11 protein-coding genes are annotated in these 18,632 nt (G+C 47.0%); 2 read left to right on the top strand and 9 right to left on the bottom strand.

Annotated elements, in window-relative coordinates:
- Nucleotides 1-53: 53 nt before the first annotated feature.
- The 3 genes from ACFQU8_RS07705 to ACFQU8_RS07695 all read right to left on the bottom strand — a co-directional run bounded on the left by ACFQU8_RS07705 (nt 54) and on the right by ACFQU8_RS07695 (nt 5,401).
- Nucleotides 54-1,724: an aryl-sulfate sulfotransferase gene (locus tag ACFQU8_RS07705; protein ID WP_382358630.1), complete on the bottom strand. Its 1,671-nt coding sequence runs from the start codon at nt 1,722-1,724 to the stop codon at nt 54-56.
- Nucleotides 1,725-1,857: 133 nt separating this feature from the next.
- Nucleotides 1,858-3,582 carry a pyruvate oxidase gene (locus ACFQU8_RS07700; RefSeq protein ID WP_382358629.1) on the bottom strand — a complete coding sequence of 575 codons (1,725 nt, stop codon included), beginning with the start codon at nt 3,580-3,582 and terminating at the stop codon, nt 1,858-1,860.
- 145 nt (nt 3,583-3,727) lie between these two features.
- On the bottom strand, nt 3,728-5,401 hold the full coding sequence (locus tag ACFQU8_RS07695) for an S-layer homology domain-containing protein (protein ID WP_382358628.1): 1,674 nt from the start codon (nt 5,399-5,401) through the stop codon (nt 3,728-3,730).
- Between the two features lie 315 nt (nt 5,402-5,716).
- Here ACFQU8_RS07695 and ACFQU8_RS07690 point away from each other — a divergent pair, with 315 nt between their 5' ends.
- On the top strand, nt 5,717-6,193 hold the full coding sequence (locus ACFQU8_RS07690; protein WP_382358627.1) for a nucleoside deaminase: 477 nt from the start codon (nt 5,717-5,719) through the stop codon (nt 6,191-6,193).
- Between the two features lie 66 nt (nt 6,194-6,259).
- Here ACFQU8_RS07690 and ACFQU8_RS07685 read toward each other — a convergent pair whose 3' ends face one another.
- From ACFQU8_RS07685 to ACFQU8_RS07675, 3 genes are all read right to left on the bottom strand, one after another.
- Entirely contained in the window at nt 6,260-6,799 is a 540-nt protein-coding gene (locus ACFQU8_RS07685) for a GNAT family N-acetyltransferase (RefSeq protein ID WP_382358626.1), read from the bottom strand.
- A gap of 224 nt (nt 6,800-7,023) precedes the next feature.
- On the bottom strand, nt 7,024-7,590 hold the full coding sequence (locus ACFQU8_RS07680; protein WP_382358625.1) for a transposase: 567 nt from the start codon (nt 7,588-7,590) through the stop codon (nt 7,024-7,026).
- A gap of 343 nt (nt 7,591-7,933) precedes the next feature.
- Nucleotides 7,934-8,836 (bottom strand): polysaccharide deacetylase family protein, encoded by a 903-nt coding sequence (locus ACFQU8_RS07675; protein ID WP_382358624.1) that lies wholly within the window; start codon nt 8,834-8,836, stop codon nt 7,934-7,936.
- Between the two features lie 164 nt (nt 8,837-9,000).
- Between ACFQU8_RS07675 and ACFQU8_RS07670 the strand changes: the two genes are divergently transcribed.
- Nucleotides 9,001-10,893, top strand: a complete 1,893-nt coding sequence (locus ACFQU8_RS07670; protein ID WP_382358623.1) for a S8 family peptidase — start codon at nt 9,001-9,003, stop codon at nt 10,891-10,893.
- Between the two features lie 57 nt (nt 10,894-10,950).
- Here the strand turns inward: ACFQU8_RS07670 and ACFQU8_RS07665 are convergent, their stop codons facing one another.
- From ACFQU8_RS07665 to ACFQU8_RS07655, 3 genes are all read right to left on the bottom strand, one after another.
- Nucleotides 10,951-13,332 carry an EAL domain-containing protein gene (locus tag ACFQU8_RS07665; protein ID WP_382358622.1) on the bottom strand — a complete coding sequence of 794 codons (2,382 nt, stop codon included), beginning with the start codon at nt 13,330-13,332 and terminating at the stop codon, nt 10,951-10,953.
- Nucleotides 13,333-13,539: 207 nt separating this feature from the next.
- A complete protein-coding gene (locus ACFQU8_RS07660) occupies nt 13,540-15,933 on the bottom strand; it encodes a bifunctional diguanylate cyclase/phosphodiesterase (RefSeq protein WP_382358621.1) in 2,394 nt (797 codons plus the stop codon).
- A gap of 468 nt (nt 15,934-16,401) precedes the next feature.
- Nucleotides 16,402-18,555, bottom strand: a complete 2,154-nt coding sequence (locus ACFQU8_RS07655) for a S8 family peptidase (RefSeq protein ID WP_382358620.1) — start codon at nt 18,553-18,555, stop codon at nt 16,402-16,404.
- Nucleotides 18,556-18,632 lie beyond the last annotated feature (77 nt).

Raw genomic sequence — 18,632 nt, 5'->3', positions numbered from 1 at the left:
TGCCAGGTACATACACAATTCAGAATAGTGTATGTACCTGGCACCCACTCAAATCATGTACCTGGCGCCGTATACAGCGGCCATCTGTGGGCGCGATAGGCAAATTTGTGGCTGTCTTCGTTAAATCCGGAGAGTTTGATTTCGTAGAGCACATCGGCGTCGTCTTTGTCATTGGTTTCGACAATGCGGCTCTCACGCGCATCACCGTCCGGATTGGGTGCGATATAGCCGGATGTAATTAGGCGATTGCCTGTATCAGGCATATATTGCACATTGCCGACAATCGATGAATAAAAATCCTCGCCACGGCCTTCACCATAGGACCAGATTTCGTCAACGGTCTGTTCCTTTTCATTGATCCGATACTGCACCATACGGCTGTAATCGTCACTAATCGTCTCATCACCACGCGTCACGACATGATTATTATCAAAAAGAATAATATCTTCCGTGTCCGGATCGTCATCCATGTCCGGCAATTTTTTAACCGCATGCTGAGCAGTCGGGAATTTCACATCATCATCCACTGGTTCAAGCAACTTGTCCTCAAGATTATCGGACCAGCCCTCGTCAGCACCCAAAATCCACTGAACATCAGCATCCGGATAACTCAGGTTCATCACCGCGTCCTGATGCCGGCTGGATACGAGAATCGAGTTGTCCGCCTCATCAAACCAGACTGCATTCTGATGGAACCAATCGTTGTCATCGGCATATTCCCCGTCATAGTCTTCATAGACCTTTTCCGGAAAAATATCCTTAAGATCGATTTGCTGCACCGTTTTTCCTGTATTGCGGTCGATTTCAATCATAGTATCTTCCACATATTTGGAATCGGGATCATGCACAGTCGCGAGGAGATTACCGCTTGGCAGATCAATCACATCATGATGGATAAGGTTATCGTCATCATAATTGTCGATGCTGATCCGATAAGCATTGTAACGTTTTCCGAGCGGATCTATTTCCAGCATATCTTTGTATTGATCCTCGTCATTACCACGAACATTGATCAGAAAATGACCATTCGATAAGCGGCTCAAAATCAGCCGTGTATCCAGACTGCTGTACCAGCGAACATTCGCATCCTCATCCACTGCATACAAATAATTCTTGGCCGTTGTAATAAACGTCAGCCCATCCGCCATTTGCTCCGGATTCGAGGTCTTCAGATCTGTCTGCGGCATGTCATCTGGCAGTGGGTCTGTCTTAATCGACACCTCGGTTGACTTCTTGTTGCCATCCTTATCATAGGCCTTAATGAGGACCTGATTTGTTTCATCCGGATAAAGACCCAAAACTGGAATTTCATGCTCTGTTTTATACGCTGACCATGTCTTAGTAATGGGAACTTCACCATCTCCAGTTCCCGTAATCACTTCAATTTGCATCGGCTTGTCCGTCTCAAACTGAAGCAGTGCCGAAAGGGGTGCGGCATCATATGGATCAAGCTTCACATATGGGTCTTCCAGCGAATAATCACCCGAAGCAAGATCCTCAGCCAATCTTTTATCGGCATCCTTCTGTGCCTGCATCCGATCGTCATCATATTCCGTCAGCTGCGCTGCATCCGGATCCGACGCAGGATCAAACACCTTTTTCTGTTCATCATCGTTCCCCTCAGGCGGCCCACTCTTCCCTTCGTCCTGCTCCGAACAAGCCGCGAGCAGCCCGACAAGAAGAATAATGAGACCCAAAATCGAAACCAGCCTTCTCCTCTCCATCTCCGTCCCTCCAAATACTATATTTCCTGTTTATTATAACAGACATAACTCAGTACAGGGGACAGAAGGAGGCTGGAAGGAAGGCGGTGCCAGGTACATACACTATTCTGAATTGTGTATGTACCTGGCACCCTTAAAATAACCGCCGGAGTGTTTTTTCGGGGTCTGGGAATTCGATTTTTTTGTTGAGGAAGAAGTCTTTGATTAGAAATTCGCCGTAGCTGACCGCTTGGTCGTAGGTGATTTTTCCCGGAAGCGGGGCCATATCTTCTGTCACCACATCAATAATAGCGGGTTTGGCTGAGAGAAATGCTTGTTGCATGGTCGTGTCCAAATCCGCCTGCTTATCAACACGGTGCCCTTCTCCGCCGCAATTTTCGGCAAATCCAGCAAAGTCAATGGCTCCTAAATCCGTTTCATAATCGACGTTTCCGGTTTCTTGCTGTTCATATTTAATCATACCAATTTTGCTGTTGTTCAGGATGATTACTTTGATCGGCAAATCATACTTGACAGCTGTTACAAAATCCTGCATCACCTGAGCAAAACCGCCATCCCCGCAGATAGCAACGACCTGTTTGTCCGGATAAGCAAGCTGGGAAGCGATGGCACCCGGCAGTCCAATGCCGATCGTGGCGAGCCCGCCGGACAGCAGAAAGTGCTGCCTGGTAAGATAGAGAAAACGGGATGTCCAGACCGTTACGTTGCCCACATCACACGATACGACAGCATCATCTTGCATATTGTTCTCCACGGCACCGATGACTTGCGGTCCATAAAGGCTGCCTTCCCTTTTATTTTTCTCATCATCCACATGAGCATGCCACCGCTTCATCTTTTCCTGATAGGTTTCAAGAAAATCGGTGTTTTCTTTTTCTGAAATCCGCTCCGTCAGCATGGGCAGAATCTCTTTCGTATCCCCGCAAAGCCCCTCAGTAACGGGGTAAATGCCGCCTACCCGGTCCTGCATAATCTCAATCTGAATCGAGCGGACGTCATCCGGCAGATAACCCCGATACGGAAAACTAGTCCCGATGAACAGCAGCAAATCCGTATCCATCACTGCTTCAAAGGCCGGCTTGGTGCCAATTTGCCCGTGCTGTCCGAGGTTTAGAGGATGGCGATCCGGAATCGTCCCTTTTCCAAGCAAACTTAATACAATCGGTGCGTTGATTTTTTCCGCAAATTCAAGCAAGGCTTCCCTGGCTCCGTAGGCACCTTTTCCAGCAAGAATAACTGGCTTCTCTGCCGCCTCAATTAGTTGAACGGCGCGCTGCAGGTTATTCTGATGAGGAACGGGCGTGGACGCTGCCAGGGTTCTATTCGTTAGTTTTTTCTTATCCTGTTTTTGTTTCGCCGCGAACAAGTCATCAGGCACAATTAAAACCGAGACACTCCGGTGCGTATAGGCCATGCGAATCGCCGTATTCAGCATATCCGGGAGATGTGTGGCGGTCTCCGCGCGCCTGTTATAAACAGCCACGCCATCAAACATTCTTTCCAGATTAATTTCCTGATGCGTATCGGTGCCAACATCATCAGATGGCACCTGTCCAACAATCGCCAGCACCGGAACCCGGTCTTTTTTAGCGTCATACAAGCCATTCAGCAAATGAATACCACCCGGCCCTGCGATCGATGAACAAACACCCAACTTTCCGGTCAACTTAGCATAAGAGGATGCCGCGAGGGCGCCAACCTCTTCATGGCGAATTTGCACAAAATTAATAGCATCTTCCTTCTTGCGCAAATCATCCATGAATTCATTTATGGAATTTCCGGGCATGCCATAAATACGATTAACATCCCAATCAATCAGCAAATCAGCCATCACTTCACCAGTCCGATTATCAAACATGTCTATCGCCCCTTCTTTCGCGCGTTATCTATCTGCTTTTACTATAACCCATATAGCAGAAAATATGAGGTAAATCACAATTAGGTGCCAGGTACATAAACAATTCTGGCAATTGCCAATCGTGTATGTACCTGGCACCTATCGTTTACAGCGTGATATCTGGTTTCATTTCTTCTAGTGTTGCGGGGCCGATGTAGCTGACATTGTCTAGTTCTTTTAGTGTGTCGAATGAGCCGTGTTCCTGCCGGTAGTCTATTATATTTTGAGAGATTGCTGTGCCGACGCCGGTGATTAATTGAAGATCTTCCCTATCAGCATTATTGACGTTAATCGGATAAGGATCTGGATCTGGACTGGGCTCGGGCTCTGGATCCGGCTTAGGATCGGGCTCTGGATTTGGCTCAGGGTCCGGATCTGGCTCGGGCTCTGGTTCAGGTTCCGGTGCCGAACCATATTCTGACGCATCCACTTTATAAGCAAATTTATTGGAATCTACTGTGATGTCACCTGACTGCATCGTTGAATACAGGCTGGTGCCAGCATCATTCAAGCGATCCACGACTGCGTCATCAGGATGACCATAATTATTTTCCCCATACGACAATATGCCCACATCCGGCTCAACTTCATCGATGAAAGCTTGCGAAGTTGACGTACTGGATCCATGATGGCCAACTTTCAATATGTCAGATGACACATCGTAATTTTCCATCATTTTCTGTTCGTTTTTCGTCGTTGCATCACCCGTTAATAAATAATCAACATCACCTTGTGTCAGTTTTAGCACAATGGATGAATCATTATTATCACTGCTTGTGTTTTTGCTGTTCAGCACTTTAATATCCAAACGTTTATCCAGATCGAGCATTTCGCCGGACGCCGCTGTATCCATGGGAATATTTTTCTTATCAATCACGTCCGTGTATTCTTCATAAGTTTGCGTCGTATGCGATTTCCCGCTATCCAGCACACGATCAACGTTAAACTGTTTAAGGACATCGATAAGACCGCCAATATGGTCGGCATCGGGATGTGTTGCCACAAGAAGATCGATCGATTCAATGCCTTCCTGATGCAGGTAGTCAACCACGTCATCTCCCGCGGATTTAGGACCGCCATCAACTAAAATAGTTTCATCGTTTGGCGTCTCGATCAGAATGCCATCACCTTGCCCCACATCAATAAAATGGGCGGACATTTCTTTGTATTGATCAGACGTCACCTGCAAAGTCTTATACAGGAACGTGGCAAACTGACCGCGTGTCACTTTTTCAGCCGGCCGAAAGTCATCTGTCTGATTGGAAATGCCATGCTGTAACAATCGTTTCACATTCTTTTTGTGTGATGGACTCACGTTGGAAACATTGGCATCAACAGTGTTTCCGCTGTCCTTAATATCATAAGCGTGAACCAGCACCGTTGCCATCTGTTCCCGTGTTAATGGCTGACTGCCATTAAAATAACCATTTTTCCCTTTGAATATGTCAGCATCATATGTAGCAGCAATCGGGTCAGCATAATAATCTGAAGCTGATGTATCCTTAAAATGATTTAATAGACGCGACGGATGAGATGGTTCCGAGAGATCTTTAGCTTTGAAAAATAACGCCGCCGTCTGCTGTCTGCTGATGTCTTCATATGGATGGTACTCATTTGAAGCATAGCCGTGAATGATGTCATCTTCCGTTAATGTCGCTATCCCCATATAGTGAGAATTCTGCTGAGACACATCTTTAAAATCAGATGCGGCATCTGCCGGCGATGTAAAAACCGCAAGCAACATACCGACCAGAATAACAACAAAACCATACCTTCTCACTTAAATTCCTCCCCAATACTAAATTACGTGCAACATGATAGTACTTATGAAGGGAAGGAAACAAGAAAGAAATAGCGGTCGGTGCCGGCGGTGGGTGCCCGGCGGTGGGTGCCCGGCGGTGGGTGCCAGGTACATACACAATTTGGAATTGCCGGAATTGTTTATGTACCTGGCACCCCGAATCTGTCGCCTATACGCCAAAGCCACGTTATAATGGCAGGTGACTGAGATGTCAGCCTGTCATTAGATGCAGGGATTATGACTGCCGGATGATGAATGATTGAGTTTACGATATATTCAAGGAGGGATAAAACGATGATCGATGAGACAGATAGGAAGCATTTGCGCCGATGCGTTGATTTAGCGACGACAGCTTTGGAAAATGGAGATGAGCCATTCGGTTCCATCCTTGTTTCAGCTGAGGGCGATGTGCTTGCTGAAAAACTTAACCAGATTTCCGATGGTGACAAGACCCAGCACCCTGAATTTGCATTGGCACGCTGGGCAGGAGAAAATATGGCACCTGAAGAAAAAAGTAAAGCGACGGTCTATACTTCAGGGGAACATTGCCCCATGTGTGCCGCAGCTCATGGATTGGCAGGGCTGGGCCGGATCGTTTATGCAAGCTCATCCGAGCAGCTGGCTGAATGGTTCGACGAAATGGGCATAGCCGGAACACCACGCGCTATCGGCCGCCCTATTCAGGAAGTGATCCGCGACACAACAGTGGACGGCCCTGTTTCGGACCTTGCCGAAGAAGTGCACCAGCTCCAGCGACAATGTCATATGTAAAATTCAGGGGTGCCAGGTACATACACTATTCTAAATATACAGAATAGTGTATGTACCTGGCACCATTTATCCCAGCTCTTTCTGAAATACAATAAACTTGCTGGGTGCGTCCAGCTCTTTCATCAGCTCTGGGAATGAATCGTCGATGATATGGGTGTCAGCCTGCTGGTAGCCCATACGCGAGTACCAATTTTTTAAGCTTACTTTGCCGGGGTATGATCCTTCCCGTGGCATAAGCATCTCAAGCTGCATTTTGGGCAGCTGTTCGGATTGGCACCGCTGTTCTGCAAAACGGACTAATGCCCGGCCAGCTCCTGTGCCCTGAAATGCTTCATCTACTGCAAGCATTCCTAATCCTTCCGTCTCTGAATCAAGCTGCCGGACACGGACACAGCCAATTGTCTGCCCATTCGAACGAGCGACAGCGAGCTCCCCGTCACTGGTGAGCTTTGTCACATCCTCCACCGTCGTGCGCACAACCCAAGGCTTCATAACGCCTTTCTCAGCTCGTGCAAACGCGCGGTTCACGAGGTCTGTTATGTGTTCCATTTCGGCCGCATCCGTATGCGCCTCACGCGGCAGCATGTGTATATCGAAGGATTCCATAAGATTCAACACCACCCTTTCCAGCTTTCTTTAACAAGTATTTTAGCCATGTTACTTCTCGAAAAAACATCAACAGCACCATATGCAGCGATTCTAACCGTACAAAACACTGCCTTAGCTGGGTTTGTTTGAATATAAGGTAATTGTACTGAAAATCAAAAATGATATCAAAAAATAGGTACCAGGTACAGACACTATTCTGAATAGTGTCTGTACCTGGTACGCTACTTCTCCTCTTTCCGGCTCAGGCACCATTTAGCATAGGATAAACCGTCTGGATTATTCATTTTATTTAATAGGCCGGGCAGCATTTCGAGATGGATGTAGGGTTGGGGACTTAGCTGATTGCCAAAATAACTGGGATAGGTGGAATACGGATACATTTCAAGTTTTTGTGCCATCGGATATGTTGTTTCAATGGGATTCAGATGGATATAAGCCGAGGTATGCAGAAGTGCTTGAATACTTGTCACGTCTTTGGAATAATACCGGTTTTCATAAATTTGGCCAGTATAGTCATACCGATCCCGGTAATAATCGCTATACCGTTTGTTGATATGCCTCATAATGACACTTATATTCACATGCGGAGAATGAAGCAGCAGATGAACGTGATTCGTCATGACACAGTAAGCATGAATCTCAAAAAGATGCTTATAATAAACATCTGTCAAAATGCGGTGATACTCCTGTATATCCGTCGAGTCTGTAAATATTCCCTGCCGATTATTACCGCGCATTACAACATGATAAAACCCACCGGGATACCAATCACGCTTGCGTCTGCCCATCGCTTGTCCCTCCTTTCTTTCAATTGGTGCCAGGTACATACACAATTGGCAATTATCCGAATCATATGTGTACCTGGTACCCACATCATAGCCTAGATGTGAACTGCTGTAAAAAGCGTAAAAATTGATTTTGAGCGCAATAAGCCTTAAATCGCCCCGCCAATTTTCTCTTTCCAAACCTTCAACCGGACAAATCACACCCACTTTGTATGCAAATTATAATTTTCGGGGTGTCTTTGGGGTGGTGCCAGGTACATACACTATTCGCAGTTATCCGAATAGTGTATGTACCTGGCACCTGCAAAAAAGTGCACCGCCGTCAGTACGGGGTGCACTTTTTCGTCTATTCCGCTTCTGGTGATTGCGGTGTTTTCAGCAGGGCTGGGTCAAGGATGGTGTAACCTTGATCGCGCAGGCCTTTTACGATATCTTCCAATGCTTTATTCGTCCAGTCGCGGTCATGCATTAAGAGAATCGCACCGTCACGCAGCAAGCCTTCCGGGTCTGGATGAAGCATGATATCAGTCAGTTTAGCCGCATCTTCATAACCGGGTTTAAAATCATAGCCATATGACCAGTTCATCACCAGTGCATCGCGTTTTTCCGCCAATTGATCCGACACGTCGGTGTTAACACCATGCGGCGCACGGAAGAATTTAACAGGATTGCCCGTTATGTCTTCAATCTGATCATAAACCGGCGTCAATTCATCCCGCTGCTCCTGTCCTGACAGGTCGGAAAGATTAGGATGGGTATCTGTGTGGTTGCCCAGCGGAAAACCCATGTCATGAATTTTCTCCAGCTTTTCCTTGCCGCCATCCTGATCAACATACATCTTATTTATGTAAAAAATAGCACCAGCATCCATCTCTTTCAGCTTTTCCGCCATTTCCACCGCATGATCTTCTGGTGCATCATCAATCGTCAGCAGCACCACTTTCGAATCTGCATCATCAATGGGCTCAATGTAATAGTTATCCGTCATTCTATATTCCGGCTTTTTCTGTTTAAACGCGGCATCATTTTGCTTGTCCTTTTTATCTTCTGATTCATCCTCCTCTGCTGCCTCTTTCTCATCCTGATCCGCATCATCTTCTGCAACTTGCTCGTCCTCTGTTGTTTCGCCAGACGTCGTCGCTTCTGCCTGCTCAGAATCATCCGACTGGGATTCATCAGAAGTCGATGACGCAGAACAAGCGGACAAAGCAAGCATAACAGCCAACATTCCTATGGTGATTGCCCTCATGTGTCTAACCCCCTATTTAAATTCACCCCTTTATTATAAAGGAAATCTATGGCGTGTGCCAGGTACATACACAGTTCAGATAATTGTCAATCGTTTATGTACCTGGCACCCCATGATATAATAATAGAAAAAGTAAAACACTAGTAATACTGGAGGGGACTGACGTGACAAACTGGAAGCGAAGCAAACTCAGAAGGGCCGCAGCATCCACGATGGCAGCCATGCTCATGTTAGGTTCTATGCCGGCAATGGCTCAGACAGCGGGCGCATCGGATTCTATTCCGGCACCTCCCTCACTGGACGCGGGGGCGCAAGAAACACCGGACACGTCCCAGGTTACGAATGGCGCGTATATTCTAACCTTTAAAAATGGCATATCTAAACAACAGATGAAAGAGACGATTCACACGTATAACGGTACAAAAATCGATGGAAACTATAAATCTCATATAGTGTCTATAAAACTGGCAAACAAGCAATATGACAAGATAAAGCAGGATCCGGTCGTTGATACCATTGAGAAGAACCAATCTGTTAAAATACAATCTCAGGATTCCATGACGCAATACAGCCACAAAAAGACAAAGGTTCCCCAAGCCTGGCAGCATGACCTGACCGGTGAAAATGAAAAAATTGCAGTCCTGGACACAGGTATTTCTGACGAACATCGTGATCTGGATGTCGAAAAGGGCACTTCCACCGTGAATTATACGGATTCGTCTGCTGATGACAATGGCCACGGCACACATGTCTCGGGCATTATTGCGGCAAATAATAATGATATGGGCGTCACAGGTGTTGCAAGTGATGCAGACCTTTACCCAGTTAAGGTTCTGAACGCTGACGGCGAAGGCAATCTAATGGATGTAATTGAAGGGATCGACTGGGCCATTAAGCATCAGATGGACATGATTAATATTAGCTCAGGTACATACACCGCATCCCATGCATTAAAAACAAAGCTCGACGAAGTAGCATCTAAAGGGATCCTGATTGTTGCATCAGCGGGGAACAGCGGTGATTCCCCCATTGGGTATCCCGCCAAATATAATCATGTGATCGCTGTAGGCGCGACAGACAAGCATAATCAGCTTGCCTCCTTTTCCTCCAGAGGTCCGAATTTAGATGTTGTCGCTCCCGGCAAAAACATTGTCAGCACCTATTTGGATAATGACTATGCAAAAGGCAGCGGCACATCTCAAGCGGCACCCTATATTACGGGAATGCTCGCATTATTACAGGAACAGCACCCTGATATGTCTGCCGAAGATCTCACAGATACACTTTATGCCAGTTCACACGACCTTGGTGCGAAAGGCCAAGACACGACATATGGACGTGGACTGGTCCAATATCCGGATTTTGCTGAAGCAGGAGAAGGACAAGCCGGCAACGACGAGGATGACAATGCGGATCAACAGCCGAATAAAGAAAAATCGACACAACATGATTCAACCAATCAGAATGGGGAAACAGCTCCCAAAGATAATGGCGAAAACAGCACACCTTCTGATGGTTTCCCTGACGTTACAGAGGGAGAAACAGGCGGTCATTATAAGGCAATTATGACTATGTCCAAAAAAGATGCGATTAAGGGCAAACCCGACGGACGCTTTTATCCCTGGGAAGATGTTAAACGGGGACAAATGACCAACATAATTCAAAATTTACGTCACTTTCCTGTGCCAACTCTAAAACAAGTTTTAACAGCTTATGACGACATTAATAAGCATAATGACTATGCCAAATCCATTGCAACACTGACTCACGCTAATGTATTAAAAGGAGACAATGGCCATTTCGGGGAGTACGACAATCTCACAAGAGAACAAATGGCAACAATCCTGAATAAAGCATTCTCCCTTAATGATATTAATGAAAAGAAAAACAATGACGACGCTGATGTCTATCTAAATAACGTCGACCCCTCTCATAAAGAATCTGTGCAAATACTGGCTAATCTGGGCATAACAACGGAATTAGACGACTTCCGTCCATATGAAAACGTCACAAGAGCACAAGTTGCCACCTTTTTGGACAAAGTGCCAGGTACATAAACAATTCAGAATTGTTTATGTACCTGGCACCCGCACCGCACCGGGGCAGCCGCACCGCTATATAGATTCAGCTGGCAGCGGTTTGCTGTAATAGTAGCCTTGGTATTCTTCGCATGCTTTACCGGAGAGAAGCTGAAGCTGGCTTTCGTTTTCGATTCCTTCAGCGATAACGTTGAATTCCAGGCGGTGTGCCATATGAATGATCGCATCCACAATCGCTTTTTCCTTGCTGCCCTGTTCCATGTTATCGACGAAGGACTTGTCGATCTTCAGCGTATTGAGCGGATAATCCTTCAGATAGCTCAGAGAGGAATACCCCGTCCCAAAATCATCAAGCGATATTTTAACGCCCATTTCCCGTATCTCGTTCATAACGGGAACGGACTTCTCGGGATCTTGCACGATGCTTTCCGTCATTTCCAGTTCCAAAAATTCTGCGGGAAGTCCTGTTTCAGCAAGAACGTCTTTCACCATCTGTACAAAGTCCGGCTGCTGGAATTGAATGGCGGATATATTCACCGACATTCGGGACACTGCTTTGCCCTGATTCAGCCACGAGACCATCTGCCGGCACGCTTCTTCCAGCACCCACTGGCCAAGCGGCACAATCAGGCCCGTTTCTTCAGCGAGCGGAATAAAATCGCCGGGCGAGACCATACCGCGCTCTGGATGCTGCCACCGGATAAGCGCTTCATAGCCTTTGACGTCACCCTCCGCGACACTGACCTGGGGCTGATAATAAAGCAGAAAGTGTTCCTCTTCCAGCCCTTTTCTGAGCTCAGATTCAAGGATTAGTTTTTTCGATATCTCCTCGTTCATGTCCGGCGTGAAAAAACGGAATTCAACCTGACTGTTGTTCTTGGACTGATACATCGCGGTATCCGCATACCGGATCAATTCTTCCGCCGTCTTTCCGTTCTGAGGGTACATGCTAATGCCGATAGAAGCCGATACAAACAATTCATACCCTTCCACCAGAAATGGACGCTTCAATGTTTGAATCAGCGAATTAGCCGTTTGCACCGCTTGATACTGGTTCGCATTTGGAAGTACCGCTACGAATTCATCACCGCTCTGGCGGGCAATGAATTCCCCTTCCTGAAGCTCCTCACTCACCCGTTCAGATGTCGAAATAAGCAGGCCATCCCCGACTTGGTGACCAAACACATCATTCACATTTTTGAAACGATCCAGATCGATGAAAAGAACCGCCACCTGAAATACAGCTTTTTGATCGAGCATATACTGCAAGTGTTCATTCAGCATACGCCGATTCGGCAGTCTTGTGAGCTCATCACGATACACCAGTTCCTGGATTCGCTCATTCTTTTTGACCCGATCAGAAACATCGCGGACAATGCCGGTGTAATAGCCCTGATCGCCACGCCCCTGCCTGGAAAGCGAGAGTTCAATTGGGAATGTACGGCCATCTTTGTGCTGCCCTTCAAGCTCCACCAGTTGTCCCGTCATGTTTTTTTCTCCGCTCCACTGCTGTCCCAATGCGGGAATGATCTTCAGCGCGTCTCCGCCGACAGCCTCTTCTTCGTCATAACCAAAAATGCGTTCCGCTGCTCGATTCCATGATGTGATGGTCCCATCCTGTTTCGCCGTCACGATCGCATCCGTGGCGGAATGGATAATCGACTGATACAGATCTTCGAGATATTCCGACTTATCTTCACTTGATTCAACTTTCCGGGTAAAAACAGCGAGGATGATACTGGTCGTCGAGATCATCATCACAACCATCGTTATCAGGACAGACAGCATCTCTGGTCCGATGAATGAAGAAGATGCCGGACGGATACCGTCTCCGTTTAGCTTAAAATAGGTTCCCGCCATGGCCGTATAATGAAGCCCGGAAATCGCGATTCCCATTATGATAGAACTTCCAGTGAATCCTGCCTCCCTTTTCAAAGGGTGCTCAATGGAAGGAACAAATGAAAGGAGCCGGAGTGCGGCAAACGAAGCAGCCAAGGCTATCAGACCCGACAGCGTGACATAGGTCCCGTCATAAATCAAATCTGCGCCTAGCTTCATGGAGGCCATACCAATATAGTGCATGGACACAATGCCGGCACCAATCAATACTGACCCAATCAGATGATTAATAAGTTTCACGTGAGAAAACTGCAGTATCAAAAAGGCCAGAATGCTTGCTACCATCGCGCAGACCACGCTGAGTGCAAAAAGCAGCGGATCATACGTAACAGCTATCCCCATGTCATAGGCCAGCATTCCGACAAAATGCATCGACCATATCCCGCCGCCTAGGCAAAAGCCGCCAAAAATCGCCCAAATGAGTTTGTTTTTCGTCGTTGAACCGTTAAGCCGGCCCGCTACATGAAAGGCTGCATACGAAGCGAACACGGCAATAAAAAGAGATAATAGCACAAGAAACGGCTTATATGTTCCCTGCATCATTTCCACCGATATCACATTTCCTTCCTATATCCCAGTACAAAAACCAAAAACGAAAGCAAAAGCTGCCGATAATGGCTGCTCATAAAATGACTACTTTTAATATCGGTAGAAATAAACAGACGTTTAACAGATATTATGACAAAATTTTCAAAGTGCCAGACACACAAATGATTCACGGTATTATGAATTGTTTGTGTCTGGCACCCGCAACACTTATGCCCCTCACACCCGCTCGGGCACCCGCTCTGCGCCGGGAGGAAGGGGCTGGCTGTAATAATAGCCTTGGTATTCGTCACATGCCTTGTCATAAAGAAGCTGAAGCTGGTTTTCATGTTCAATTCCTTCGGCGATGACGTTAAAGTTCAGGTTGTGCGCCATATGAATAATGGCTTCCACAATCGCTTTTTCCTGGGAGTCTTGTGTCATATTAACCACAAAGGACCGGTCGATCTTCAAGCTGTTGAGCGGAAAATTCCTCAGACAGCTCAAAGAGGTATATCCCGTTCCAAAGTCATCAAGTGATAGTCTGACACCCATTTCCCGCATTTCTTCCATAATGAAAACAGCCTGCTCGGGATCTTGCATAATACTTTCCGTCAATTCCAGTTCCAGATAGTCGGCAGGAAGCCCTGACTCAGCAAGAACATCTGTCACCATCTGCATAAAGTTCGGATGATAGAATTGAACAGCAGATATGTTCACAGATACTCTGGACACTGTTCCCCCTTCCTTCCACCAGGACATCATCTGCCAGCACGCTTCTTCCAGCACCCATCGCCCCAGCGGCACAATCTGCCTTGTTTCTTCAGCAATCGGAATGAAATCGCCGGGATATATCAGACCATGCTCCGGATGTTCCCACCGGATAAGTGCTTCATATCCTTTGATTTCTCCATCCGCAACACTGATCTGCGGTTGGTAATAGAGCTGAAATTCCCTCGCTTCCAGCCCTTTCCTGATATCAGACTCGCGGAACCCTTTTACCGACATCTCCTCATTCATATCCCGCGTGAAAAAGCAGCATTGATTCTCGCTGCTATTTTTCGCGTGATACATCGCGGTATCCGCATACTGGATTAATTGTTCTGTCGTTTTACCATCTTCAGGGTACAGACTAACGCCGATAGACGCCGAAACAAACAATTCATACCCTTCCACAACAAACGGGCGATTCATGACGTCAATCAGCGACTGGACCGTATGCTGCACTTGATCCTCAGACACATTCTGAAGCACCGCCACGAACTCATCACCGCTCTGACGGGCAATGAATTCGCCTTCCTGAAGCTGCTCACTCATCCGTGCCGATGCTGCAATCAGAAGTCCATCCCCGACATGATGGCCAAATACATCATTCACACTTTTGAAATGGTTCAGATCCATGAAAAGGACCGCAATACGCGATACTGATGCTTGATCCAGTATGTACTGCAGATGCTCGATCAGCACACGCCGGTTCGGGAGTTTCGTAAGCTCATCCTGATACACGAGTTCCTGGATCCTTTGATTCTGCTCCACCCGTTCGGTAATATCGCGGATAATGCACGTGTAATAAGTCATCTCACCGCGTCCCTGCCTGGAAAGCGATAGTTCAACCGGAAAGGTATGGCCATCTTTATGCCGCGCTTTTAGTTCCACCACGCTTCCAAGCACAAATTCTCTTTTTTTCCGCTCGTAGTTTTCCGGGAAAAAATTCATGAAATCGGTGCCGAGAATCTCGTGTTCCGCATAGCCATAAATTTGCTCCGCCGCTTTATTCCATGAAATGATCGTGCCTTTTTCTTCTTCTGCTGTCACGATCGCATCCGTAGCGAAGTGGATGATCGACTGATACAGATCTTCGAGGTAGCCTGACTTATATTCACTTGATTCCACTCGTCTGGTTAAAAAGGCGATAACGACCGCGGCCGTTAATATCATGGTCACCACAATACTTATCAGGACAGACAGCGTCCCCGGTCCTATGAATGAAGAGGCTGACGGACCCAAATCCCCCTCGTTTGTCTGATAATAGGTCCCCGCCATGCCACTATAATGCATTCCGAAAATCGCCAAACCCATCACGATGGCACTGCCAAGGAATATTTCTTCCCTTTTTAAACGCCGCTTAATAGAAGGGAGAATCGAAAGCAGCCGGAACGCGGCAAACGAAGCAGCCAAGGCTATCAGAACGGACAGCGTCACAACATCGGTCCCATCATAAACCAGGTCTGCCTCTATCTGCATAGAGTTCATACCCAAATAATGCACGGACAAAATGCCGGCAGCCATGATAGCGGATTCAATTAAACGAACAAACCATTGAGGCTGACAAAAATGCAGTAATAAAAAGGTCAGAATACTTGCCGTCACCGCACAGATAACACTGAGGGCAAAAAGCATTGGATCATAGGTAACCGTTATCCCCAGGTCATAAGCCAGTATCCCGATAAAATGCATGGTCCATATCCCGTTACCGAGACAAAAACCGCCCATGATTGCCCAAAAGGTTTTGCTTTTCGCAGTCGAACCATTGAACCGGAACGCAATATGGAAAGCTGCATACGACGCGAACACGGCAATAAAAAGAGATAACAGCACAAACCACGTTTGATAGGTTCCTTGCATCAGTTCCATCGCTATCACATGCCCTTCCGATATCACAGTACAAACGCCCGATAAAAAGCAAAGGCTGCCGATAATACCAGCAGCCTTGTCAAAGTCTTTATGAATCGTCTTCTGCGTTTAAACCACTCGTCAAAACTGGCGGAGAGGCCGAAGTAAAAACATAGTCAGTAAGATCGCAAAGACTGGCTGTCATCCGTCTCTGCGATCTCACAGGACTTGACAATGAAGATGGCATATCGACATCCAAATCAGGGGACTGATTGTCACTGATACTCTCTCGATGGCATGTCCTGATGAATCCCCGTTTATATATGGAATCTGCTAATCACATCAGCTATCTGCATTCGAAATATCTGGTAAAATATCTCAACAAGTTTGTTTATTATATCGCCTTTCCACACGTAAATCAAGATAATAGGCACATAGAATCAGGAATAAAGAATCAGGGTGCCAGGTACATAAACAATTCAGAATTGTTTATGTACCTGGCACCACCGCGTTAAGCATAATGGCGAAATGCTCGCGGCTGATAGTTTCGTTTGGTCTGAACGTCTGATCTTCGTAGCCTTTCGCTATATCGTTTGCGACAAGCTTACTGATCACATCGTGCGCCCAGTGATCGCTGGCAATATCAGCAAATTCCACATCAGCTGACCCCTTCAGGTCATAAGCACTAACCATAATTGCCGCCATTTGCCCACGTGTCAATTTCCCATACGGATCGGCGGTACCATTGTCTTTTCCTGTTAGGATACCCAAATCAGCTGCTGTTTTCATAGAAGCATAGGTTGCAGAATCCTGATCGATATCCTTGAAACCAGGATTAGGAGCATCATAATTTTCCGGATCGATCGCCATTTCCTTCAGAATCATGTGCACAGCTTGCAAACGGGTGATATTATGTTTCGGCTTAAATTCGCCGTTCGGATAGCCGCGAATGATGTCCTGTTCGACTAATTGCGCAATCGGTTCCTGATAGTGTTTAACGTCAGAGAATTGCGTGCTTTTTGCCTTTATAGTGTAATCGGACGCTGACCAGTGCTGATTATCGTCATAGACGGAAAGATGATAGGTCCCTTTTTCAGCCTGGAACGAAAAGCTTTCATCTTCTCCGTTTTCTCCGTCGTCATAAAATCTTCGTTTCCCGTCCGGATCATCGAGCGCAACCACCAGATCAAGTGTATCGGTCGGTATTGTCACATCGATTGTCACCAGACCGTCATCTTCCACTTCAAAACGATACCAGTCCACATCCATCGGGTAATTGATGGCGTTTTGTTCCTTCTGAAAAGCCGTGATCGGCTCTGCTTCACCTTTTTGACTCGGTGCGTTATCACGCCAATCAGGCAGTTCATCGCGTTCTAACGTCCTGTCGGCATCCATACGCCCGTAGCCGCGTTCATCATTCCATTCGACATTATCAACAGCAAACGCCCCGTCTTCCAGCGCCCAGGCCATCTCATTATTGGTCCAGTCAGGATGTTCTGCTTTGACAAGTCCTGCCAGACCACTGACGAGCGGTGCAGAAAAAGATGTCCCGTCGACTTCATGGTAGCCTCCTTCAGGATCGGCGGCTTTGATAGCTTTTCCGGGCGCAGCCATATCAATCGTATTGCCGTAACTTGAAAAAGAGGTGAGCGTGTCATCTTTCCCGGTTGCGGACACGTTGAGGACACCAGGGTAGGAAGCAGGGAAGGACGGAAGACTGCTCGCTTCGTTGCCTGCCGCTGCGACCAGCGTAATCCCGGCATCATAGGCATCAGCAATAGCGTCCTTTTCCAATTCACTATATAAACCAGCACCGTAGCTCATATTCATAATGTCAGCATCATGTTCGATCGCATAATAGATGCCATCGACAATGTGATCGGTGGTCACCGTGCCAGTTGGGCCAGTCACTTTAACCGGAAGAATGCCAGCATTTAAATCCATCCCTGTCATCGCCTCTTCGCTGCTGGCCGCAGCAATAAGACTGGAAACAGCTGTCCCGTGACCAAGGTCGTCCGATGTATCCTTATTATCACCTATAAAATTATAGCCATCGAGAATCCGGCCTTTCAGGGCAGGATGATCAGCATTCACACCGCTGTCCAGAACGGCGATGACCGTATCGGCAGACCCCTTTGTTTTCTGATGTGCGCCGTCCAAATTGATTTTTCCAGTATACCATGGTTCATCGCTTTCGTCGCTTACAGACGGACCGTGCAGCTGCCGCTCGTAGTTCGGCTCCGCCTGTTCAACCTGCCCGTCGTCAGCGATAGCGCGCACTGTCTTGTCAAAATCGCTATCTTCCGGTACGCGGGCAACAATGTAGCGGTCACTTTGCATCCCGGAATCGCGGGAGGCTTGTTCGAGTCCCCATTTTTCTGCGGAAACATCCGCTCCTGCTTTAAGTTTTATCACAACCTCACGATTATGTATCGACTCCAAATCCATACTCTGAAGCTGCTTCACAGGCCTGGAAGATTTATGATGCTGGAACATCGGCATATCTTCATACGCGCCAATAGCCTGTTTGGCCCTCTCATCCTGCAAATCCTTGGCTTCGGCACTCAAGCCAGCCGATCCGAATGCCATAACGGCGGCCGAACATACAAGTGTCGCTGCCAATATCCTTTTCAGGTGCAGCATACCCTTACCTCCTTAAATGCTCGTAAACTCGTTTCATAATAGCCGTATCGACCATCTATGAAGCTATATAATACGAG

The sequence above is a fragment of the Lentibacillus kimchii genome (assembly GCF_042666895.1).
Classification (GTDB): Bacteria; Bacillota; Bacilli; order Bacillales; family Amphibacillaceae; genus Lentibacillus; species Lentibacillus kimchii.
This window is presented reverse-complemented; position numbering and strand designations above follow the sequence as displayed.